Below are 22,034 nucleotides of genomic sequence, written 5' to 3'. Positions count from 1 at the left end.
CCACTTCCGCCGACCCAGCATCGCCCTAGGTCATTGATCCGCTCACGGATATCCCGGTCGACGTTCTATCGCACGACCAGGCGCTATTTGGGTCGCGAGGTCAAAGCATTGACGCAATGATTTGCACAGCAATGCGGCATCTCAAAACTTCTTGAGAATCATTCTCATATAGAATACCGACCTCGCTGGGATTACTCCAGCCTTTAAGGAGTGTTCATGCGATTTGCCACCACGGCGCGCTGGCTGTTCGTTCTGGGCCTGACGGTTGGTCTGATTCAACCTGTGCAAGCAGCCCCTGAAATCATCAAAGACGTGCTGGGCCGATCTGTCCGAATCAACGTACCCGCAAAACGCGTGTTGCTGGGTTTCTATTTCGAAGACTATATGGCCATCGGCGGCGATAAGGCCTTCGACAAGGTCGTCGGTTTCTCTCGCGAGGCTTGGGAAGGCTGGCGTCCGGCCAACTGGTCGCTGTTTACGGCACACCGGCCCTCACTCAAAGAATTGCCCGACGTTGGCGAGGTCGAGGCGCAGACCTTTTCTGTTGAGAAGGTGCTGGCGCTCAGGCCCGATGTGGTGGTCCTGGCCGAATGGCAATACAAAGGCCTGGGTCCGGACGTCAAACGGCTGGAAGACGCCGGCGTGCCCGTGGTGGTGGTGGACTACAACATGGAACTGCCAGCCAACCACCATGCCAGCACGCTGCTGCTGGGCAAAATTGCCGGCGATGAGAAACGCGCACAGAAGATCGCCGACGAATACAGATCTGCCATCAATGAGGTTCAGTCGCGCATTGCCGCCGCCAGACAGCCCAGGCCGCGCTTCTACGTCGAATTCGGCAACAAGGGACCGGCCGAGTACAGCTTCAGCTACGGCAAGGGCATGTGGGGTCCGCTAGGCGCGCTGGCCGGTGGCGAAAACATCGCTACTCCCTTCATTGAATGGTACGGTCCGATGAACCCCGAGAAGGTGCTGGCCGCACAACCCGAGGTGGTGTTCATCTCAGGAACGGAGTCCACCAGAAACCCCGCTTCCATGCTGATGGGCCAGGGCGTGGCGCCCGAACAATCGGCACAGCGGTTGCAGGGTTTTGCCCAGCGCCCCGGCTGGAGCGAACTGCCCGCCGTGAAGAACAAGCGCCTGTATGCGGTCTACCAGGGTGCTTCGCGCTCGGTGCTGGACTACACCATGGTGCAATTCATGGCCAAGGCCCTGTATCCCACGCTGTTCAGGGACATCGACCCCCAGGCCAACTACCTGAATTTTTACAAACGCTACCTGCCCGTCCAGGCCAAGGGCAGCTTCGCGCTGGAGATGTGAATGACACGCCAATTTTGGAAAAACCTGGCGCTGTCCGCCACCCTCGCGCTGGGCGCGCTCAGCGCCTGGGCAGCCCCTAGCACCATCGAAGACGTGCTGGGCCGCAAGGTCATCCTGGAATTGCCGGCCAAACGGGTGCTGCTGGGCTTCTACATCGAGGACTATTTGGCCATCGGTGGCGACAAGGCCTTCGACCGGCTGGTGGGACTTTCTCTCGGCTGGTTCGTCAAGTCACGGCCCGCGGTGTGGGAGCAGTATGCCGCCGCGCGGCCCACACTTCGCGACGTGCCCGACCTGGGCAGCGTGCAGTTCCAGAGCTTTTCGCTCGAGAAGGCGCTGGCCACGAAGCCCGACGTAGTGATCCTGGCCGACTGGCAGTTCAAGGCACTGGCGTCTGAAATCCCACGCCTGGAAGCCGCCGGCATTCCTGTGGTGGTGGTGGACTACAACGCGCAGACCGTGGAGCGCCACCTGGCCAGCACCAAGGTGCTGGGCCAGATCACCGGCGAAACGGCACGCGCGCAAAACATTGCCGACGGATACCGCCAGGTCGTGGAAACCATCCAGCAACGCATCGCCAAAGCAAAGCTGCCCCGCCCGCGCGTGTACCTCGAACTGGGCGACAAGGGGCCCGCCGAGCACAGCTATACCTATGGCAAGAACATGTGGGGGGCCATGATCGATATGGCTGGCGGCGACAACGTGGCCACGCCTTTCGTCAAGGACTGGGGACCGATCAACCCCGAGCAGTTGCTCGTCGCGAAACCGCAGGTGGTGTTCATCGCAGGCTATGAAAGCGTCAGCCAGCCCGACGCGATGCAAATGGGCTTTGGTGTGCCTGTCAATGACGCTCGCCGACGTTTGCGAGGCTTCGCGCAGCGCAAGGGCTGGAGCGCCTTGCCGGCGATCCAGGACGGCCGCCTGCACGGTGTCTACCACGGTGCCACGCGCAGCCTTCTGGATGCGGCGCAGCTGCAATACCTGGCCAAGGCGTTATACCCGACGCTGTTTGCCGACATTGATCCAGACGCCACCTATCGCGATTTTTACCGCCGCTACCTGCCCATCCAGCCCCAAGGCACCTTCATGCTCAACGGGAAATGACGGACACCACCGCCACGCCCGACATCGGCGTCCTGGTCTTGCAACGCCAGCGTCGGCGCGAAGCGCTGCGCTGGCGCTGGCTGGCCCTGTTCGTCGGCCTGGGCCTGTGCAGCCTGACGCTGGACGTGGCCACCGGCCCTTCGCTGCTGGCGCTGGGCGACGTGCTGCGCACGCTGCTGGCGCCCGCGGCGGCCGACCCGATGACACGTGCCATCGTGATGGACATGCGCTTGCCGATCGCCCTTATGGCCCTGGTGGTGGGGGCGGCGCTGGGACTGGGCGGGGTGCAGATGCAGACCCTGCTGGACAACCCCCTGGCCAGCCCCTATACGCTGGGGCTGGCGGCCGCCGCCGGCTTTGGTGCGGCGCTGGCCCTGGTCACCGGTGGCCTGGGTTTACCGTCCCTGGTGGCAATCCCCGTCAGCGCTTTTTTCTTTTGCATGCTGGCGGCCAGCTTTCTGTTCGGGCTGGCGTTGATGCGCCATGTCAACAGCCAGACCATCATCCTGGCCGGCATCGCGCTGCTGTTTCTGTTCCAGTCGCTGCTGTCGCTGCTGCAGTTCCTTTCCTCCCCCGAGCTGAACCAGCAGATCATCTTCTGGCTGTTCGGCAGCCTCATGCGCACCACCTGGCCCATGCTGTGGATCACCGCGGGCGTGACCCTGGTGTGTGCGGTGCTGCTGCACCGCGATGCCTGGCAGCTGACCTGCCTGCGCCTGGGCGAGGCACGCGCACGCAGCCTGGGCGTGAATGTCACGCGACTGCGCCTGAAGACGCTGGTGCTGGTCGCGCTGATGACGGCGACTGCCATCAGCTTTGTGGGCATCATCGGTTTCATCGGCCTGGTATCGCCGCACATCGCGCGCATGCAGGTTGGCGAAGATCAGCGCTTCCTGATTCCGCAATCGGCGCTGTGTGGTGCGCTGATGCTCTCGGTTTCTTCTGTGCTGTCCAAGTCCATCGTGCCCGGCGCCCTGTTTCCCATCGGCATCGTGACGGCGCTGATCGGAGTCCCTTTCATGATTTGGCTCATCCTGGGCAACCGAAAGCGCGGCCGTGCTTGAACTCCGTGACCTGACCCTGGGCATCGGCGAGCTGACCCTCGTCGAAGGGCTGAACCTGCAACTGCGCGCCGGGCAGTTGCACGTCATCATCGGTCCCAACGGCACCGGCAAAACGAGCCTGCTGCGCGCCCTGTTTGGTGAATTGCCTTTGACATGCGGCGAGGTACACCTGCGTGGAACGTCGATGACGCGGCATACACTGCCAACGTGGCGCCAGGGCATCGGCTACATGCCGCAGAACACACAGCTCGACCTGGACCTGAGTGCGCTCGAAGTGGTAGTGCTGGGTCGTTTACAGCGGCTGTCGATGCGGCTGTCGGATGACGATCTGGAAGCCGCGCTGGCAGCCTTGCAGGCGCTGGACATCGCCCACCTGGCCGACCGCCCGGTGCACACGCTCAGCGGCGGGCAGCGCCAGATGGTGCTGTTTGCACAGGTGCTGCTGCGCCAGCCGCAGCTGATGCTGCTGGATGAACCCGTCAGCGCGCTCGACCTGAAGCACCAGATGCAGCTCATGGAGCATCTGAAGACGCAGACCGCCGAGCAGGCATGGATCAGCGTGGCCGTTCTGCACGACCTGAACCTGGCGGCCCAATTTGCCGACCAGCTCATCGTGCTCGGTGATGGTCGCCTGCAGGCATTTGGGCCTCCGGCCCAAGTGCTGAGCAGCGAACTCATCCACAGCCTGTACCACGTCCCGGTGGATGTTCATCACGACCTGGACGGTCAACCCTATATACGCACCTTGCGCGCACCGCGCCCTGCCCCACGCGAACGGCTGAGGGCCTGAAATACCGACACGATACCCCTCCGTTCGATGGCGCGACCCGCGAATTGGCTGTCACGCGTCAAGCGACGCTTCCGGGGTAGGTGCCGAACATTGGTTGCAGACTGTCTTCCTGCAGAGCGCGATGGGTAGCGTTCAGAAAATAAGGGGTCATGTTGTGATGAACACAGCGCTGGACGAGCAGCTCGAATCGTCGGTCAACGAATTTCGGATTCAGTGCAGCCCGCTGGTCCCACAGACGCTCGAACAGCGCCTGCGCCTCAGGCCAGCTCGTTGGGGTGGGCTGATCCCAGATGTGGATGACGTAACTCATGAGGATTATTTCCCATGCGCAGCGCGGCTTGCCTCAGGCGCATCGCGAGCGGCACGCGGGCAGACCGGCCTCGGACAGCAAAAAGCCCGATCTGCTGCCAGTTCGGGCTCCCCATATCGAGCTCCCGGCAAGCTTACTTTCGCACCGGCGGCAAGTCGGTGCAGCTGCCGTGCGCCACTTCCGCAGCCATCCCCATGCTTTCACCCAGCGTGGGATGTGGATGGATGGTCTTGCCGATGTCGACCGCGTCAGCGCCCATTTCGATCGCGAGTGCAATCTCGCCGATCATGTCGCCAGCGTGCGTGCCGACAATGCCGCCGCCCAGAATTTTTCCATGGCCATGCGCTTCAGGGCTGTCGTCAAACAGCAGCTTGGTGAAGCCTTCGTCGCGGCCATTGGCAATCGCCCGGCCGGAAGCCGTCCACGGAAACAGGCCCTTCTTGACCTTGATGCCCTGGGCCTTCGCCTGGTCTTCCGTGAGGCCGACCCATGCGACTTCGGGGTCAGTGTAGGCCACGCTAGGGATCACGCGTGCATTGAACGCGGCGCTGGCGAGCTCCTTGTTACCCTGCAATTCACCGGCAATTACTTCAGCGGCCACGTGGCCTTCGTGCACGGCCTTATGTGCCAGCATGGGTTGACCGACGATGTCGCCGATGGCGAAGATGTGCGGCACGTTGGTGCGCATCTGGATATCAACCGGAATGAAACCGCGGTCGGTGACTGTGACGCCGGCCTTGTCGGCAGCCAGCTTCTTGCCATTGGGTGTCCGGCCCACAGCCTGCAGCACCAGGTCATAGGTTTGCGGTGCCGGGGCGCTGCCGCCCGCTTCCGCGGCTTCGAAAGTCACCTCAATACCAGCCTTGGTCGCTTTGGCGCCCACGGTTTTGGTCTTGAGCATGATGTTGTCAAAGCGCGGTGCATTCATCTTCTGCCAAACTTTGACCAGGTCACGGTCAGCGCCCTGCATCAGGCCGTCCATCATTTCAACCACGTCCAGGCGCGCGCCCAGTGTGCTGTAGACCGTACCCATTTCCAGCCCGATGATGCCGCCGCCGAGGATCAGCATGCGTTTGGGCACTTCCTTGAGTGCCAATGCGCCGGTGCTGTCCACCACGCGAGGATCTTCCGGCATGAAAGGCAGGCGAACGGCCTGGGAGCCGGCAGCGATGATGCAGTTCTTGAACGCAATGGTCTGGCTCTTGCCGGTTCGTTCCTGGCCTTCGGCGCCGCTGGTTTCCTCTACCTGCAGGTGATTGGCGCCGACGAACTGGCCGATGCCGCGCACCGTGGTGACCTTGCGCATCTTGGCCATCGCAGCCAAACCGCCGGTGAGCTTGCCGACGACTTTTTCCTTGTGGGTGCGCAGCTTGTTCACATCGACCTTGGGTTCGGCAAAACTCACGCCCAGCGCCTCGAAGTGCTTGACCTCGTCCATCACTGCCGCCACGTGCAGCAGCGCCTTGGACGGAATGCAACCGACATTCAGGCAAACGCCGCCCAGCGTGGCATAGCGCTCCACCAGCACGACTTTGAGGCCCAGGTCTGCCGCGCGAAAGGCGGCGGAATAGCCGCCAGGGCCGGCGCCCAGCACCAGCAGGTCGCAGTCCAGATCGGCCGAGCCGCTGAAACTGGCTGCAGCCGGAGCCGGTGTGGCAGCGGGGGTTGCTACAGTTTTAGGAGCTGCTTGCGCAGGAATTTCTTGGGCTACAGCCTGTTTTGGTGCCGAATCTGCCGCGGGCGTTGCAGGCGCAGAAGCTGCACCGCTGCTCTCGAGCGTCAGCACCACGGAACCCTGCTTGACCTTGTCACCCACTTTGACCTTGATCGCCTTGACTACGCCTGCGGCCGACGACGGGATTTCCATCGAGGCCTTGTCGCTTTCGACGGTGATCAGGCTTTGCTCGGCCTTGATGGTGTCGCCGGCCTTGACCAGCACCTCAATCACGGACACTTCGTCAAAATCGCCAATGTCCGGCACCTTGATGTCTATCAGGCTGGATGCGCTCATTTGGAGGCTTTCAATTTAAGGGTGAATATGTCGACGGGTCCGGCAGAATTCTTGTCGAACTCGCATCCCGCATTGAGGCCGGCCATGGCTACTTCGCGCGCGGTCTTGGCTTTGTCCCACGCTGCATGCATGGCACCCAGCGCAAAGCTGCGGCCGGAGCCAATGCCCCAGAATTCCTTGAATTCGAAGACTTCACGGTAGCTGTAGAGGCCGTAAATGCCGCTGGCATTGGCAATGACCACTGTGAACTGGCTGGACTCGTAAGGGTCGTTGTCGTCTTCTTTGGTCTGCAGGAAGAACGCTTCTTTCAGCATGGGGTGCAGCTTGATGAAGGTGTCGAACACCTCGTCGCGCGAGCCCAGCTTGAGCTGCTCTTTGGGCAAGGCCGCCATGGCCTTGCGCAACACCGGAAAATGCGCCACCGTGCCGGCCATGCCGATATAGCTCATGCCCGCGGGCGTGTCGACCTTGAAAATCTTGCTGTTGGCTTCGAAGCGGTGCGTCAGGCTGGTGTCGCCGAAAGTGACCAGCGTGTCGGCGGCAATCGCAACCTGCCCCGCCTTTTTGACGACTACAAGTGTTGTCATGTTGCGCCTCCGGTTTAAAGGAGGACGCGGCGGAAGTCGGCGAGGATCTGGCCGAGGTAAGCGTTAAAGCGCGCGGCGCCGGCGCCGTCGATTACGCGGTGATCCCAGGCCAGCGACATCGGCAGCATCAGGCGCGGCTGGAAGGCCTTGCCGTCCCAGACCGGCTCCATCTGGCTCTTGGAGACGCCGAGGATGGCGACTTCAGGTGCGTTGATGATGGGCGTGAAGTAACGCCCGCCAATGCCGCCCAGCGACGAGATGGTGAAGCTGGCGCCCTGCATTTCGGCAGGTGTCAGCTTGCCGTCGCGCGCTTTCTTGGCCAGCTCGCCCATTTCCTGGCTGATCTGCAGTACGCCCTTTTTGTCAGCGTCTTTCAGCACAGGAACAACAAGCCCATTGGGCGTGTCGGCGGCAAAACCGATGTGGTAGTACTGCTTGTAGACGATCTGGTCGCCGTCCAGCGAGGCATTGAACTCGGGGAATTTTTTCAGTGCCGCAACGCTGGCCTTGATCAGGAAGGCCAGCATGGTGACTTTGAGGCCCGCCTTTTCGTTTTCCTTGTTGGTCGAAACGCGGAAGGCTTCGAGCTCGGTGATGTCGGCATCGTCGTGGTTGGTGACGTGCGGGATCATCACGTAGTTGCGCAGCAGGTTGGCACCGCTGATCTTTTTGATGCGGGACAGGTCCTTGCGCTCGACCGGGCCGAACTTGGTGAAGTCGACTTTGGGCCACGGCAGCAAATCAAGCCCTGCACCGCCGCCTGAAGATGCGGGCGCCTTGGCAGCCTGCGCCTGGGTACGAACGCTGCCATCCATCACCGATTTGGTGAAGGCTTGGATATCGTCTTGCGTGATGCGGCCTTTGGGGCCGCTGCCTTTGACTTCCGCCAGCGGCACGCCGAGTTCGCGTGCGAACTTGCGTACGGAGGGTGACGCATGTGGCAGGTTGCCCTGGGGCGCTGTGGTGGGGTCGTGGGCTGGCTGACTGGCGGGCGCAGATGCGGTTGCCGGCGCAGCAGCGGCGGCAGGCGCAGCCGGGGCCGCAGCGGGAGCTGGTACGGAAGCAGCAGGTGCAGGCGCTGCGCTTGCAGCCACAGAACCTTCGAGGATGGCCACCAGGTCGCCGATGTTGACGACGTCGCCCATCTTGACCTTGAGCTCTTTGAGCACACCGGCCGCGGACGACGGAATCTCCATCGAGGCCTTGTCGGACTCCACGGTGATCAGCGACTGTTCGGCCTTGATGGTGTCGCCGGGTTTGACCAAGACTTCAATGACGGACACATCCTTGAAGTCACCGATGTCGGGCACGCGGACTTCGACCGGGCCGGAGGCAACAGCGGGAGCCGGGGCCGAAGCTGGCGCCGCTACAGGTTTGCTAGCAGCTGGCGCGGGTGTTGCCTGGGCTGGAGCCGTTTTTGGTGCTGAAGGTGCAGCTTCCGCACCGGCCACTTCGAGCGTCAAAACCACGGAGCCTTGCTTGACCTTGTCGTCGAGCTTGACCTTTATTTCCTTGACCACACCCCCGTGGCTGGAAGGAATTTCCATGGAGGCCTTGTCGGACTCCACAGTGATCAGCGACTGTTCCGCTTTCACGGTGTCGCCGGGTTTGACCAGCAATTCAATCACCGTCACTTCGTCGAAATCCCCGATATCAGGAACTTGAATGTCTACCACTGCCATATTCTTGTCTCCGGTTTCTTCAGGCGTATGTGTCTGTACGTCTACGTCAGGGTTTTAACTCAAGCGTAAAGCGGGTTGATCTTGTCGACATTGATGCCGTACTTCTTGATGGCTTCGGTTACCTTGGCAACCGGCACCGTGCCTTCTTCGCTGAGCGCCTTGAGCGCCGCCACGACGATGTAGTGGCGGTTGATCTCGAAATGCTCGCGCAGCTTGCTGCGGAAGTCGCTGCGGCCAAAACCGTCAGTGCCCAGCACCTTGTAAGTGCGGCCCTTGGGGATGAAGGGGCGGATCTGCTCGGCATAGGCCTTCATGTAGTCGGTCGATGCGATGACCGGGCCGGTGTGCTTTTCGAGCTGTTCGGCCACGAACGGCACCTTGGCTTTTTCTGCCGGGTGCAGCAGGCTCCAGCGTTCGGCGTTCTGGCCGTCGCGGGCCAGTTCGTTAAAGCTTGGGCAGCTCCAGACGTTGGCGGCAACGCCCCACTCTTTTTCAAGCAGTTCTTGCGCGGCAATGGATTCGCGCAGGATGGTGCCGGAGCCGAGGAGCTGCACGCGCGGTGTCAATTTAGCGCCCTCTTTGCAGAGGTACATGCCTTTGATGATCTGCTCTTCGGTGCCGGGCTTGAGGCCGGGCATGGCGTAGTTTTCGTTCAGCAACGTGAGGTAGAAATAGACGTTGTCCTGCTTTTCGACCATGCGCTTGAGGCCGTGGTGCAGGATGACGCCGACTTCGTGTGCAAAGGTCGGGTCGTAGCTGATGCAGTTGGGAATCGTGCCGGCCAGGATGTGGCTGTGGCCGTCTTCGTGCTGCAGGCCTTCGCCGTTCAGCGTGGTGCGGCCCGAAGTGCCGCCCAGCAGGAAGCCGCGCGCCTGCATGTCGCCGGCCGCCCAGGCCAGGTCGCCCACGCGCTGGAAGCCGAACATGGAGTAGTACACGTAGAACGGGATCATGATCCGGTTGTTGGTGCTGTACGAGGTGGCCGCCGCGATCCAGCTGCTCATGCCGCCGGCTTCGTTGATGCCTTCCTGCAGGATCTGGCCCTGCTTGTCTTCCTTGTAGTACATGACCTGGTCTTTGTCGACCGGCGTGTATTTCTGGCCATCAGGGTTGTAGATGCCGATCTGGCGGAACAGGCCTTCCATGCCGAAGGTACGGGCTTCGTCGACCAGGATGGGCACGACGCGCGGGCCCAGGGCCTGGTCGCGCAGCAGCTGCGTGAGGAAGCGGACATACGCCTGGGTGGTCGAGATTTCGCGGCCTTCGGCGGTGGGTTCGATCACCGATTTGAAGGTCTCGAGCGCCGGCACGGTAAAGCTCTCGTCGGCCTTGACGCGGCGGTGCGGCAGGTAGCCGCCCAGTGCCTTGCGGCGCTCGTGCAGGTAGCGCATCTCTGGGGTATCGTCTGCCGGCTTGTAGAACGGGATGTCTGCCAGCTGGCTGTCGGGAATGGGGATGTTGAAACGGTCGCGGAAGGCCTTGATGTCTTCGTCGGCCAGCTTTTTGGTTTGGTGGACGTTGTTCTTGCCTTCGCCGATCTTGCCCATGCCGAAGCCCTTGACGGTCTTGATCAGCAAGACGGTGGGCTGGCCTTCATGCTTGACGGCCGCGTGGAAGGCCGCATAGACCTTTTGTGAGTCGTGGCCGCCGCGGCGCAGGTTCCAGATGTCGTCGTCGCTCATCTTGGCGACCATCTCGAGCGTGCGCGGGTCCTTACCGAAGAAATGCTTGCGAACGAAAGCGCCGTCGTTGGCCTTCATGGCTTGGTAGTCGCCGTCCACTGTGTCCATCATGACCTTGCGGAGTGCGCCGTCTTTGTCGCGGGCCAGCAAGGGATCCCAGTTGCTGCCCCAGATGAGCTTGATGACATTCCAGCCGGCGCCGCGGAACTCACCTTCAAGTTCCTGGATGATCTTGCCGTTGCCGCGCACCGGGCCGTCAAGGCGCTGCAGGTTGCAGTTGATGACAAAGACGAGGTTGTCGAGCTTTTCGCGTGCGGCCAGGCCGATGGCGCCCATGGATTCGACTTCGTCCATCTCGCCGTCGCCGCAGAAGACCCAGACCTTGCGGTTTTCAGTGTTGGCAATGCCGCGGGCGTGCAGGTACTTGAGGAAGCGTGCCTGGTAAATCGCCATCAATGGGCCCAGGCCCATGGAGACAGTGGGGAACTGCCAGAACTCGGGCATCAGCTTGGGGTGCGGATAGCTCGAGAGGCCCTTGCCATCGACTTCCTGGCGGAAGTTAAGCAGTTGCTCTTCGGTCAGGCGGCCTTCAAGATAGGCGCGGGCGTAAACACCAGGCGATACGTGGCCCTGGATGTAGAGGCAGTCGCCGCCGTGGTTTTCACTTTCGGCATGCCAGAAATGGTTGAAGCCGGCGCCGAACAGACTGGCCAGCGAAGCAAAGGAGCCGATATGGCCGCCCAGGTCGCCGCCGTCAGCGGGGTGCAGGCGGTTGGCCTTGACCACCATGGCCATGGCGTTCCAGCGCATGTAGGCGCGCAGGCGCTCTTCGATCTCAAGATTGCCGGGGGACCGCTCTTCGTGGTCAGCCTCAATCGTGTTGACGTAACCGGTATTGGCCGAGAAAGGCATGTCGATGCTTTTCTGGCGGGCGTGTTCAAGGAGTTGCTCAAGCAGGAAGTGGGCGCGCTCTGGGCCTTCGCTTTCGATGACGGCGGACAGCGCGTCCATCCACTCGCGGGTTTCCTGGCTGTCTTTGTCCAGCGCATCGTTGGCGGCGGCGCGCAGGTTGTCGCCGGCTTGGGTGGGATTGGCAGCCATTTTTTGTCTCCTTGAGTAGCTTGATAAAAGCTTGTTAACTGCAATACAGCCTCTTGTCGGGCCGCCTGCGGTGCTGTGTCCAGGTTGGTCTAAAACGTGTTTTAAACGCAATTTAGATTCAAGCCCCTAGTTTCTCATAATATTTACGGAATTTCAAATTGTGCTTATTGATTTCACATTAAGAAATTATCTGCATTTTGACTACCTGGGAAGCGAAGCCCTTTCCCCTGACAGATGCCAGCCCACTTCACGTCGAGCAATGTGTATAAGCGCAGCAAAAAACAAACCCACCTTAACCCGGCTTGACAGGAAGCATCTCACTTAAACTGCAACATTCCCTATGACACAGCAAGCCCCCGTCCCTGCCGATTCAACGGCGAACACCACAACCTTTGCACTGTGGCGGCGCTGGTGGCGCAAGCAATCACCGTCACGCCAGGACCGTTTCATCACCCTGGGCCCCCTGTTGGCGGTGGTGCTCTTCCTCGCTGCCGTGATCGCGGCCTTCGGCTATTTGCGCATTGAAGAAATCGATCGCGAGCAACAGGCGGTCAAACGCGACGTGGAATATGCCCAGCAGCGCCTGCGCCTGCGCCTGCTCGAGCGGCAGGAGCAGCTCATGCGCATCGGCCGCGACGTCTCCAACAAGGAAGTGGACACGGAAGAGTTCATTTCCCAGGCCGAGTCACTGGTCAACCAGTACCCCGAACTCCTGGCGGTCACGTGGGTCGACAGCAGGCGGCGCATCAAAGTCGCTTATGTATCCCCCAGCGCCAATGCCAGCCAGGTGCGCGGCGCAGGCGAGCAGCTCAAGCTTGGCGAAACCGATGGCACCTATGAACTCGCAAGGGATCTGCGGCAGCCGGTTTATTCGCGCCCGCTGGTGGCCAAGGAAGCCAGCGGCTACAACACGCCGACGTTGCAGCTTCAGGTCCCGCTGGATGACCAGGGAAAGTTCGCCGGCGTCATCATGGGTGAATATTCCATCGACGGATTGCTGCGCTTCGGCGTGCCGACGGAAGTCACCGCCAAGTACGCCGTCACGCTGGTCGACGACAAAAACGCCGTGCTGGCCGGCAACCTGCCGCCCCCCCGCAATCCTGCCGCCCGGCTGCTGCCTTGGGCCGACGCCGCCGCCGAATATGAGATACCAGTCTCCCCGGTGGGCAACGGCTTGCTGATCCGTGCTGAGGGCTACAGGGCTTCACTGGGTGTGGTTGGCAGCGGTTTTTTCTGGCTGGTCAGCGCCTTGAGCGCCCTGACAGTCTGGATGCTGCTGGGGACCTGGCGCCACACGCGGCGCCGCGTGCAGGCCCAGCAGGCCCTGATTTCTGAGACCAACTTCCGCCGCGCGATGGAAAACTCCATGCTGACCGGCATGCGCGCACTGGACCTGCAGGGCCGCATCACTTATGTCAACCCGGCTTTCTGCCAGATGACGGGCCTGACCGAAGGTGACCTGGTGGGCCGCACCCCGCCGTTTCCGCACTGGCCCGAAGGCGAGATCGACACCCTGATGCAGCGGCTGGACGACGAACTGCACGGCCGCACGCCGCCGGGCGGCTTCGAGGTGCGCGTCAAACGCAAGAACGGCCAGATTTTCGACGCCCGCATGTATGTCTCCCCGCTGATAGACCCGCGTGGCCAGCAAACCGGCTGGATGACATCCATGACCGACATCACCGAGCCCAAACGCATCCGGGAGGAGCTCACAGCTTCTTACGAACGTTTCACGACCGTACTGGAGGGCCTGGACGCTGCCGTGTCAGTGGCGCCGCTGGGCAGCGAGGAGCTTCTGTTTGCCAACCGGCTGTACCGCTCGTGGTTCGGCGGTGAGGTCTCCGGCCACCTGAACCTGATCGCGCAGGCCGGGGTGCCGAGCGCCGTGCCTACCGAAGACGCGTTGGACGCCGTTGACGGCCTGGCCGGTCTGCCCACCGATACGCTGACAGCGGCTCAGACGGAAAACGCCGAAATTTTCGTCCCCGAACTGAGCAAGTGGCTGGAAGTCCGCTCGCGCTACCTGACCTGGGTAGATGGCCGCCTGGCCCAGATGGTGATTGCCACCGATATCACGCCGCGCCGCCATGCCGAAGAGCAGGCCGCCCAGCAGAACGAACGCGCCCAGACTGCGAGCCGCCTCATCACCATGGGGGAAATGGCCTCCAGCGTAGCGCACGAGTTGAACCAGCCGCTCACCGCCATCAACAACTATTGCAACGGCATGGTGTCGCGCATCAAGGGCAGGCAAATCAGCAACGAAGACCTGCTGGTGGCTCTGGAAAAAACCGCCAAACAGGCGCACCGGGCCGGGCAGATCATCCAGCGCATACGCTCCTTTGTGAAGCGCAGCGAGCCCAATCGCATGGCCGCCGATGTGGCGACGATGGTCAGCAATGCCATGGAACTGGCCGACATCGAGCTGCGCCGCCATCACGTGCGCCTGAGCCACTACATCGCGGCCCGCCTGCCCGAAATCATGGTGGACCCCATCCTGATCGAGCAGGTCCTGATCAATCTCATGAAGAACGCAGCCGAGTCCATCGAGCAGGCGCACATGCCCACAGCGCGGCGCAGTGTTGAATTACGCGTGGTGCCCAAGCAGATTGAGGACCAGTCCGTGGTGGAGTTTTCGGTGCTGGATTCCGGCCGCGGCCTGTCGCCTGAAGTCATGGGCCGGCTGTACGAAGCCTTCTACTCCACCAAGGCCGAAGGCATGGGCATTGGCCTCAAACTGTGCCGCAGCATTGTCGAGTCCCACCAGGGAAGAATGGAGGCCGAGAACCTCTACAATGGGGACGAAGTGGTGGGGTGCCGGTTTACCTTCTGGATCCCCGTGACACCGCTGCTTGCACCGGCATCGCCTGCTAGCGATACCGTAGCAACCAAGGACACCGGCGTTCATTGAAGGCCTCTTCAAGAACCGTCTTTTCGAGAAGTTCACGAAAGAAAGTTTGGCATGAGCTTGATTCCCAAAAAAGGTACCGTCTACGTCGTTGATGATGACGAGGGCGTGCGCGACTCACTGCAGTGGCTGCTCGAGGGCAAGGACTACCGGGTCCGCTGCTACGACTCGGCCGAAACCTTCCTCTCCCGCTACGATCCCCGCGAAGTCGCCTGCCTGATCGTCGACATCCGCATGGGCGGCATGACGGGCCTGGAGTTGCAGGATCGCCTGGTCGAGCGCAAGTCTCCCCTTCCCATCGTGTTTATCACGGGCCACGGCGACGTGCCCATGGCTGTCAACACCATGAAAAAAGGCGCCATGGATTTCATCCAGAAGCCATTCCAGGAAGAAGCCCTGGTCAACCTGGTCGAGCGCATGCTGGAGCAGGCCAAAGAAGCCTTCAGTGACTACCAGCAGTCCGCCAGCCGCGACGCCCTGCTCGCCAAGCTCACCTCGCGCGAAGCCCAGGTGCTCGAGCGCATCGTGGCGGGCCGCCTCAACAAGCAGATCGCCGACGACCTGGGCATCAGCATCAAGACGGTAGAAGCACACCGCGCCAATATCATGGAAAAGCTCAACGCCAACACCGTGGCCGACTTGCTGAAGATCGCCCTGGGGTCCAACGCACCCAAGGCCTGACCCTCTTTTTGCTATCTTATTGATAGCTTATAGCGCCCGTGTTGATTGGACCAGCGGGCGTTTTTACTTTGAAAACCGATTACAAAATGACTGCCCAGCTGATCGACGGAAACGCCCTCTCCAAACAATTGCGCGCTGAAGTCGCCAAGCGCGCTGCTGCCTTGCGCGCACGTGGCATCACGCCGGGCCTGGCTGTTGTGCTCGTGGGCGAGAACCCGGCCAGCCAGGTTTACGTACGCAACAAGGTCAAGGCTTGCCAGGACAACGGCCTGCATTCGGTGATGGAGCAGTACCCGGCCACGCTGAGCGAAGCCGACCTGCTCGCGCGGGTGGACGCCCTCAACAATGACCCGGCCATCCACGGCATCCTGGTGCAGCTGCCGCTGCCGGCGCATATCGACGCGCAGAAAGTCATCGAATCGATCTCGCCGGCCAAGGACGTCGACGGGTTTCACGTCGCCAGCGCCGGGGCGCTGATGGTCGGCCAGCCGGGTTTCTGGCCCTGCACGCCGTACGGCTGCATGAAGATGCTCGAAAGCATCGGTTACGACCTGAAAGGCAAACATGCCGTCGTCATTGGCCGCAGCAACATCGTCGGGAAGCCGATGGCGCTGATGCTGCTACAGAAGAACGCCACCGTCACCATCTGCCACAGCGCCACCAAAGACCTCAAGGCCATGACGCTGCAGGCCGATGTGATCGTGGCGGCTGTTGGCAAGCGCAAGGTGTTGACGGCCGATATGGTCAAGCCAGGCACCGTCGTGATTGATGTGGGTATGAACCGCAACGACGAAGGCAAGCTCTGCGGCGACGTGGACTTTAACGGCGTGAAGGAAGTGGCGGGTTACATCACGCCGGTGCCGGGCGGTGTCGGCCCCATGACGATCACCATGCTGCTGGTGAATACGCTCGAGGCCGCTGAACGCGTCTAGGTCACCGCGGAGTCTGCAGCAGGTTCTGGGCGCGACAGACGCCAAAGAACCAGACCGGCGCAAAACCACTGCACAACATAGAGCGTAGTACCCAGGCCATGCCAGAGCTTGAGGTTGCCGCCTTCGGCTCGCGCGCTGACGATGCGCGGCGCGATGCCAAATTCCACCAGAAGGGCCAGCAACAACCCAGCCACTATAAATTTCATAGCTGCCTGCGCCTGCTGCGCAAGGGCTACATCATCTTTTTTATTGAGAATCAGCAGTAATAGCATGGCGCAGCCAGTGCTAAGCCAGGTCTGCGCGGTGAATAGCTTGGCTGCCATGGCGCCAGCAACAGCAGGCGTGCCCAGATTGGCAAACAGCATCGGAACCACGAGGAATCCCAAGGTGGTCAGGCTCCCCCACCAGAGAGCCGCCACCATGAGATTGAAGCGCTGCTTCATGAATGGAATCAGGGTGTTTAGATGTACATCACCGCGATGATTTCGTAACGCTTGATGCCACCCGGCGCCTGGACTTCGGCGGTATCGCCCTCGTCCTTGCCGATCAAGGCGCGCGCGATCGGCGAACTGATGTTGACCCGGCCCAGCTTGATATCGGCCTCGTCTTCGCCGACGATCTGGTAGGTCACCTTGTCACCGGTGTCTTCGTCTTCCAGTTCGATGGTTGAGCCGAACACCACCTTGCCGCCCGCGTCCAGTTCGGACGGGTCGATGATCTGCGCGGCGGAGAGCTTGCCCTCGATTTCCTGGATGCGGCCTTCGATGAAACCCTGGCGGTCCTTGGCGGCGTCATATTCAGCGTTTTCACTCAGGTCGCCCTGGGCACGCGCTTCGGAAATCGAATTGATGACCCAGGGGCGGTCAACGGTCTTGAGCTGGTGCAGCTCGGCCTTGAGGCTTTCCGCGCCGCGCTTGGTAATGGGAATGGTGGCCATGTTTTTTGCTCCTCTCAAAAGCGAAACCGCCACCAGTCACCTGGCGGCGGCGCTTGAATCCGAAATTTCAATGAAACAAGTTTAATGCAAATCGAGTCCGGCTCAACCTGAAAATAGCCAGGGAAATAGCCGGGAAAAACCCCGACAAGAAATTCCGGCTACCAGGCCGTCAGGCCAGCTGGGCGTGCAGTTCCTGCACGGAATACACCGGCAGGTTGTCCAGGTATTTCATGCCTTCCACGGCCGCTTCAGCGCCGGCAATGGTGGTGTAGGTCGTCACGCGGGCCAACAACGCGGAAGTGCGGATCTGGCGCGAATCGGTGATTGCGTTGCGCCGCTCTTCCACGGTGTTGATGACCAGGGCGATTTCGTTGTTCTTGATCATGTCCACCACGTGCGGCCGGCCCTCGGTGACCTTGTTGACCACGGTGCAGGCAATACCCGCCGCCTGGATGGCCGCCGCCGTGCCCTTGGTCGCGACCAGTTCGAACTTCTGCGCGGCCAACGCGCGCGCCACTTCCACGGCGCGCGGCTTGTCGTTGTTCTTGACGGTCAGGAAGACCTTGCCGGAAGTGGGCAGCTTGGTGCCCGCGCCGAGCTGCGACTTCACGAAGGCTTCGCCAAAAGTCTTACCCACGCCCATCACTTCGCCGGTGGACTTCATCTCGGGGCCGAGAATCGTGTCCACACCGGGGAACTTGACGAAGGGGAACACCGCTTCCTTGACACTGAAGTAAGGCGGTGTGACCTCGTCCTTGATGCCTTGCGAAGCCAGCGACTGGCCGACCATGCAGCGTGCCGCCACCTTGGCCAGCTGGATGCCGGTGGCCTTGCTGACAAAAGGCACGGTGCGCGAGGCGCGCGGGTTGACTTCCAGCACGTAGATCACGTCCTTGCCGTCAATGTTCTGGATGGCGAACTGCACGTTCATCAACCCGACCACCGTCAGCGCCTCGGCCATGGCAGCGGTCTGGCGTTTGATTTCGGTGACGGTGTCAGCGCTCAGCGAATATGGCGGCAGCGAGCATGCCGAGTCACCGCTGTGCACGCCGGCCTGTTCGATGTGCTCCATCACGCCGCCGATGAAGGTACGGCCTTCAGGGTCGCGCAGGCAGTCGACGTCGCATTCGATGGCGTCGTTCAGGAAGCGGTCCAGCAGCACCGGCGAATCATGGCTCACCTTGACGGCCTCGCGCATGTAGCGCTCAAGGTCGCGCTGCTCGTGCACGATTTCCATCGCGCGGCCGCCCAGCACGTAGCTGGGGCGCACGACCAGAGGGTAGCCCAGCGCCGCGGCTTTTTCGAGCGCTTCGGGCTCGGTGCGGGCCGTGGCGTTGGGCGGCTGGCGCAGCTTGAGTTCGTGCAGCAGTTTCTGGAAGCGCTCGCGGTCTTCGGCCGCGTCGATCATGTCGGGCGAGGTGCCGATGATGGGCACACCGTTGGCTTCGAGATCGAGCGCCAGCTTCAGGGGCGTCTGGCCGCCGTACTGGACGATCACGCCCAGCGGTTTTTCCTTGTCGACGATCTCCAGCACGTCTTCGAGCGTCAGCGGCTCGAAATACAGGCGGTCGCTGGTGTCGTAGTCGGTGGAGACGGTTTCGGGGTTGCAGTTGACCATGATGGTCTCGTAGCCGTCTTCACGCATGGCCAGCGCCGCGTGCACGCAGCAGTAGTCAAACTCGATGCCCTGCCCGATACGGTTGGGCCCGCCGCCCAGCACCATGATTTTTTTCTTGTCGGTGGGCGCGGCTTCGCATTCGCTGCCTTCGGCCTCGTAGGTCGAGTACATGTAGGCGGTGTTGGTCGCAAACTCGGCGGCGCAGGTGTCCACGCGCTTGTAGACTGGGCGCACGCCCAGGGCGCGGCGCTTTTCGCGGATGGCCGTGTCGGTGGTCTTGAGCTGCTTGGCCAGGCGTCGGTCGGAAAAGCCTTTTTGCTTGAGCGCGCGCAGCGTGACGGCGTCGATCTTGTCGAGCGAGGTGGTTTCCAGTTCAAGCTCGATCTTGACGATCTGCTCGATCTGCACGAGGAACCAGGGGTCGATCTTGGTCAGCGCGAAGACTTCGTCGACGCTCATGCCCTGGGCGAAGGCATCACCCACGTACCAGATGCGGTCAGGGCCGGGTGCGCCGAGTTCTTTCTCGAGCACTTCGCGGTCCTGGGTCTTTTCGTTCATGCCGTCCACGCCGACTTCCAGGCCGCGCAAGGCTTTCTGGAAGGACTCCTGGAAGGTACGGCCCATAGCCATGACCTCACCGACGGATTTCATCTGCGTGGTCAGGCGCGAGTCGGCGGCCGGGAATTTCTCGAACGCAAAACGTGGAATCTTGGTGACGACGTAGTCGATGCTGGGCTCGAAGCTTGCGGGGGTGGCGCCGCCCGTGATTTCGTTGCGCAGCTCGTCGAGCGTGTAACCGACCGCCAGCTTGGCGGCAACCTTGGCGATCGGGAAACCCGTGGCTTTGGAGGCTAGCGCCGAGGAGCGCGAGACGCGCGGGTTCATCTCGATCACGACCATGCGGCCGTCGACCGGGTTGATGGAAAACTGCACGTTGGAGCCGCCGGTATCCACACCGATTTCGCGCAGCACGGCCAGGGAGGCGTTCCGCAGGATCTGGTATTCCTTGTCGGTCAGCGTCTGGGCTGGCGCCACCGTAATAGAGTCGCCGGTATGCACGCCCATGGGGTCCAGGTTTTCGATGGAGCAGACGATGATGCAGTTGTCGGCGGTGTCGCGGACGACTTCCATCTCGTACTCTTTCCAGCCGAGCAGCGACTCTTCGATCAGCAACTCGTTGGTAGGCGAGGCCTCGAGGCCGCGCTTGCAGATGATTTCGAACTCTTCGGAGTTGTAGGCGATGCCGCCACCGGTGCCGCCCAGCGTGAAGCTGGGGCGGATCACGGTGGGGAAACCGACGGTCTTTTGTACCGCCCAGGCTTCGTCCATGCTGTGCGCGATGCCGGAGCGGGCCGAGCCCAGGCCGATCTTGGTCATCGCGTCCTTGAACTTCAGGCGGTCTTCGGCCTTGTCGATGGCTTCGGGCTTGGCGCCGATCAGCTCGACCTTGTATTTATCGAGCACGCCGTTGTGCCAGAGATCCAGCGCGCAATTGAGCGCGGTCTGCCCGCCCATGGTCGGCAGGATGGCGTCGGGACGCTCCTTGGCGATGATTTTTTCGACTGTCTGCCAGGTGATGGGCTCGATGTAGGTGACATCGGCGGTGGCCGGGTCGGTCATGATCGTGGCGGGGTTGCTGTTGATCAGGATGACCTTGTAGCCCTCTTCGCGCAAGGCCTTGCAGGCCTGCACGCCGGAGTAGTCGAACTCGCAGGCCTGGCCGATGATGATGGGGCCGGCGCCGATGATGAGGACGCTCTTGATGTCTGTGCGCTTAGGCATTTTTCTTCTCCCCAGCCTGTTCCATCAGCGCGGTGAAACGGTCAAACAAGTATGAAATATCGTGCGGGCCCGGAGAGGCTTCCGGGTGCCCCTGGAAGCAGAAGGCCGGCTTGTCGGTGCGGGCCAGGCCCTGCAGCGTGCCGTCGAACAGGCTGATGTGCGTGGGCCTGAGGTTGGGGGGCAAGCTTTTCTCATCGACCGCAAAACCGTGGTTCTGGCTGGTGATGCTGACGCGGCCGTTGTCGAGGTCTTTGACCGGATGGTTGGCGCCGTGGTGGCCGAACTTCATCTTGAAGGTCTTCGCACCGCTGGCCAGCGCCATGATCTGGTGGCCCAGGCAGATGCCGAAAGTCGGGATGCCGGTTTCGATCAGTTCGCGCACTGCCGTGATGGCGTAGTCGCATGGCTCGGGGTCACCCGGGCCATTGGCCAGGAAGATGCCATCAGGCTTGAGCTTGAGCACGTCGGCGGCAGGCGTTTGCGCCGGCACCACCGTGATGCGCGCACCGCGCTCGGCCATCATGCGCAGGATGTTTTTCTTCACACCGAAGTCAAACGCCACGACGTGAAATTTCGGCGTAATCTGCACGCCGTAACCTGCGCCGAGTTTCCACTCGGTCTGGGTCCACTCGTAGGTCTGCTTGACCGAGACGACTTTGGCCAGGTCCAGGCCGGCCATGCTGGGCGCGCCGCGGGCAGCTGCGACGGCCTTCTCAATCGCGAACTGGCTCATTTCCTCGCCTGCGGGCAAAGCCATGACGCAGCCGTTTTGCGCGCCCTTGGTGCGCAGGTGGCGTGTGAGTTGGCGGGTGTCGATACCGGCGATGGCTACCGTGTTTTCCTTGACCAGATACTCGGACAAGGTCATGGACACGCGGAAGTTCGAGGCCAGCAGCGGAAGATCCTTGATGATCAGGCCAGCGGCATGGACTTTTTCAGCTTCGACGTCTTCGGCGTTGACGCCGTAGTTGCCGATGTGCGGGTATGTGAGGGTGACGATCTGCTGGCAGTAGCTGGGATCCGTGAGGATTTCCTGGTAGCCGGTCATGGCGGTGTTGAACACCACCTCTCCGACTGTGGAGCCCGCGGCTCCGATGGAATTGCCGATAAAGACCGTGCCGTCTGCGAGCGCCAGGATGGCGTGTGGGGATTTTTCGCGTGATCCCTGTAGAGACAAAAGCACTGGGTTCTCCGGGTTGGTTACGGTTCGCCCAAGCGTGCACAAGAAACGTCTCGGTCAAGACTCTTGCTGGCTGCTTTTGTGAGGGTGGTGGCTTTGTATGCGCTCGGGCGAAGCTGTGTTTTGAAAAGCCACTGATTATAGCCTGAGGATGTGCCTCCACGGTCGCTCACTGCGTGTAACTCCCTGCCCCCCGAGGGGGCCGCACGCCTGCGGCCCGGCAAAGCCGGTTCCGCGGCTCAGACTTGAAGCCCCCACGGTCGCTCACTGCGTGTAACTCCCTGCCCCCCGAGGGGGCCGCCCGCCTGCGGCCCGGCAAAGCCGGTTCCGCGGCTCATGCTGGTGACG

The 22,034-nt window shown here is 61.7% G+C and carries 16 protein-coding genes; 7 read left to right on the top strand and 9 right to left on the bottom strand.

All coding sequences use genetic code 11. The features are described from left to right. The first annotated feature begins 216 nt into the window (after positions 1-216). Genes ACQ4MS_RS18235 through ACQ4MS_RS18220 form a run of 4 tightly spaced genes read left to right on the top strand, consistent with a single transcriptional unit; the run spans position 217 to position 4,278 of the window. A complete protein-coding gene (locus ACQ4MS_RS18235) occupies positions 217-1,320 on the top strand; it encodes an ABC transporter substrate-binding protein (protein WP_431096029.1) in 1,104 nt (367 codons plus the stop codon). Continuing rightward, a complete protein-coding gene (locus ACQ4MS_RS18230; RefSeq protein ID WP_431096028.1) occupies positions 1,321-2,424 on the top strand; it encodes an ABC transporter substrate-binding protein in 1,104 nt (367 codons plus the stop codon). Beyond that, positions 2,421-3,488: a FecCD family ABC transporter permease gene (locus tag ACQ4MS_RS18225; protein WP_431096027.1), complete on the top strand. Its 1,068-nt coding sequence runs from the start codon at positions 2,421-2,423 to the stop codon at positions 3,486-3,488. The genes ACQ4MS_RS18230 and ACQ4MS_RS18225 overlap by 4 nt, the downstream gene beginning before the upstream one ends. Then, positions 3,481-4,278: an ABC transporter ATP-binding protein gene (locus ACQ4MS_RS18220; RefSeq protein WP_431096026.1), complete on the top strand. Its 798-nt coding sequence runs from the start codon at positions 3,481-3,483 to the stop codon at positions 4,276-4,278. Before ACQ4MS_RS18225 ends, ACQ4MS_RS18220 begins: the two co-directional genes overlap by 8 nt. Positions 4,279-4,336: 58 nt before the next feature. Here the strand turns inward: ACQ4MS_RS18220 and ACQ4MS_RS18215 are convergent, their stop codons facing one another. The 5 genes from ACQ4MS_RS18215 to aceE form a co-directional block, all read right to left on the bottom strand. Beyond that, positions 4,337-4,588 carry a hypothetical protein gene (locus ACQ4MS_RS18215; RefSeq protein WP_431096025.1) on the bottom strand — a complete coding sequence of 84 codons (252 nt, stop codon included), beginning with the start codon at positions 4,586-4,588 and terminating at the stop codon, positions 4,337-4,339. Positions 4,589-4,721: 133 nt separating this feature from the next. Continuing rightward, positions 4,722-6,599, bottom strand: a complete 1,878-nt coding sequence (lpdA, locus tag ACQ4MS_RS18210; protein WP_431096024.1) for a dihydrolipoyl dehydrogenase — start codon at positions 6,597-6,599, stop codon at positions 4,722-4,724. Continuing rightward, positions 6,596-7,186, bottom strand: a complete 591-nt coding sequence (locus ACQ4MS_RS18205) for an MFS transporter (protein ID WP_431096023.1) — start codon at positions 7,184-7,186, stop codon at positions 6,596-6,598. The genes lpdA and ACQ4MS_RS18205 overlap by 4 nt, the downstream gene beginning before the upstream one ends. A gap of 14 nt (positions 7,187-7,200) precedes the next feature. Next, entirely contained in the window at positions 7,201-8,868 is a 1,668-nt protein-coding gene (gene aceF / locus ACQ4MS_RS18200) for a dihydrolipoyllysine-residue acetyltransferase (RefSeq protein ID WP_431096022.1), read from the bottom strand. A gap of 59 nt (positions 8,869-8,927) precedes the next feature. Continuing rightward, positions 8,928-11,651, bottom strand: coding sequence for a pyruvate dehydrogenase (acetyl-transferring), homodimeric type (aceE, locus tag ACQ4MS_RS18195; RefSeq protein WP_431096021.1), 2,724 nt, complete (start codon positions 11,649-11,651; stop codon positions 8,928-8,930). 340 nt (positions 11,652-11,991) lie between these two features. Between aceE and ACQ4MS_RS18190 the strand changes: the two genes are divergently transcribed. The 3 genes from ACQ4MS_RS18190 to folD all read left to right on the top strand — a co-directional run bounded on the left by ACQ4MS_RS18190 (position 11,992) and on the right by folD (position 16,169). Continuing rightward, positions 11,992-14,559, top strand: coding sequence for a PAS domain S-box protein (locus tag ACQ4MS_RS18190; protein ID WP_431096020.1), 2,568 nt, complete (start codon positions 11,992-11,994; stop codon positions 14,557-14,559). A gap of 51 nt (positions 14,560-14,610) precedes the next feature. Further along, entirely contained in the window at positions 14,611-15,237 is a 627-nt protein-coding gene (locus ACQ4MS_RS18185) for a response regulator transcription factor (RefSeq protein WP_431096019.1), read from the top strand. Positions 15,238-15,323: 86 nt separating this feature from the next. After that, positions 15,324-16,169, top strand: coding sequence for a bifunctional methylenetetrahydrofolate dehydrogenase/methenyltetrahydrofolate cyclohydrolase FolD (folD, locus tag ACQ4MS_RS18180; protein WP_431096018.1), 846 nt, complete (start codon positions 15,324-15,326; stop codon positions 16,167-16,169). Here the strand turns inward: folD and ACQ4MS_RS18175 are convergent. The 4 genes from ACQ4MS_RS18175 to carA all read right to left on the bottom strand — a co-directional run bounded on the left by ACQ4MS_RS18175 (position 16,166) and on the right by carA (position 21,689). Continuing rightward, positions 16,166-16,612 carry a DUF4149 domain-containing protein gene (locus ACQ4MS_RS18175; RefSeq protein ID WP_431096017.1) on the bottom strand — a complete coding sequence of 149 codons (447 nt, stop codon included), beginning with the start codon at positions 16,610-16,612 and terminating at the stop codon, positions 16,166-16,168. The two genes, folD and ACQ4MS_RS18175, sit on opposite strands and share 4 nt — an antisense overlap. Positions 16,613-16,629: 17 nt before the next feature. Further along, complete coding sequence (greA, locus tag ACQ4MS_RS18170) at positions 16,630-17,106, bottom strand: transcription elongation factor GreA (RefSeq protein WP_074579943.1); 477 nt, start codon at positions 17,104-17,106, stop codon at positions 16,630-16,632. Positions 17,107-17,275: 169 nt separating this feature from the next. Beyond that, complete coding sequence (carB, locus tag ACQ4MS_RS18165) at positions 17,276-20,506, bottom strand: carbamoyl-phosphate synthase large subunit (RefSeq protein WP_431096016.1); 3,231 nt, start codon at positions 20,504-20,506, stop codon at positions 17,276-17,278. Then, positions 20,499-21,689: a glutamine-hydrolyzing carbamoyl-phosphate synthase small subunit gene (carA, locus tag ACQ4MS_RS18160; RefSeq protein WP_431096015.1), complete on the bottom strand. Its 1,191-nt coding sequence runs from the start codon at positions 21,687-21,689 to the stop codon at positions 20,499-20,501. Before carA ends, carB begins: the two co-directional genes overlap by 8 nt. Positions 21,690-22,034 lie beyond the last annotated feature (345 nt).

Source organism: Polaromonas aquatica (assembly GCF_050626995.1).
In the GTDB taxonomy this organism is placed as follows: Bacteria; Pseudomonadota; Gammaproteobacteria; order Burkholderiales; family Burkholderiaceae_C; genus Polaromonas; species Polaromonas aquatica_A.
The sequence above is the reverse complement of the archived record's forward strand: the minus strand, read 5'-3'. Positions and strand labels throughout refer to the sequence as shown.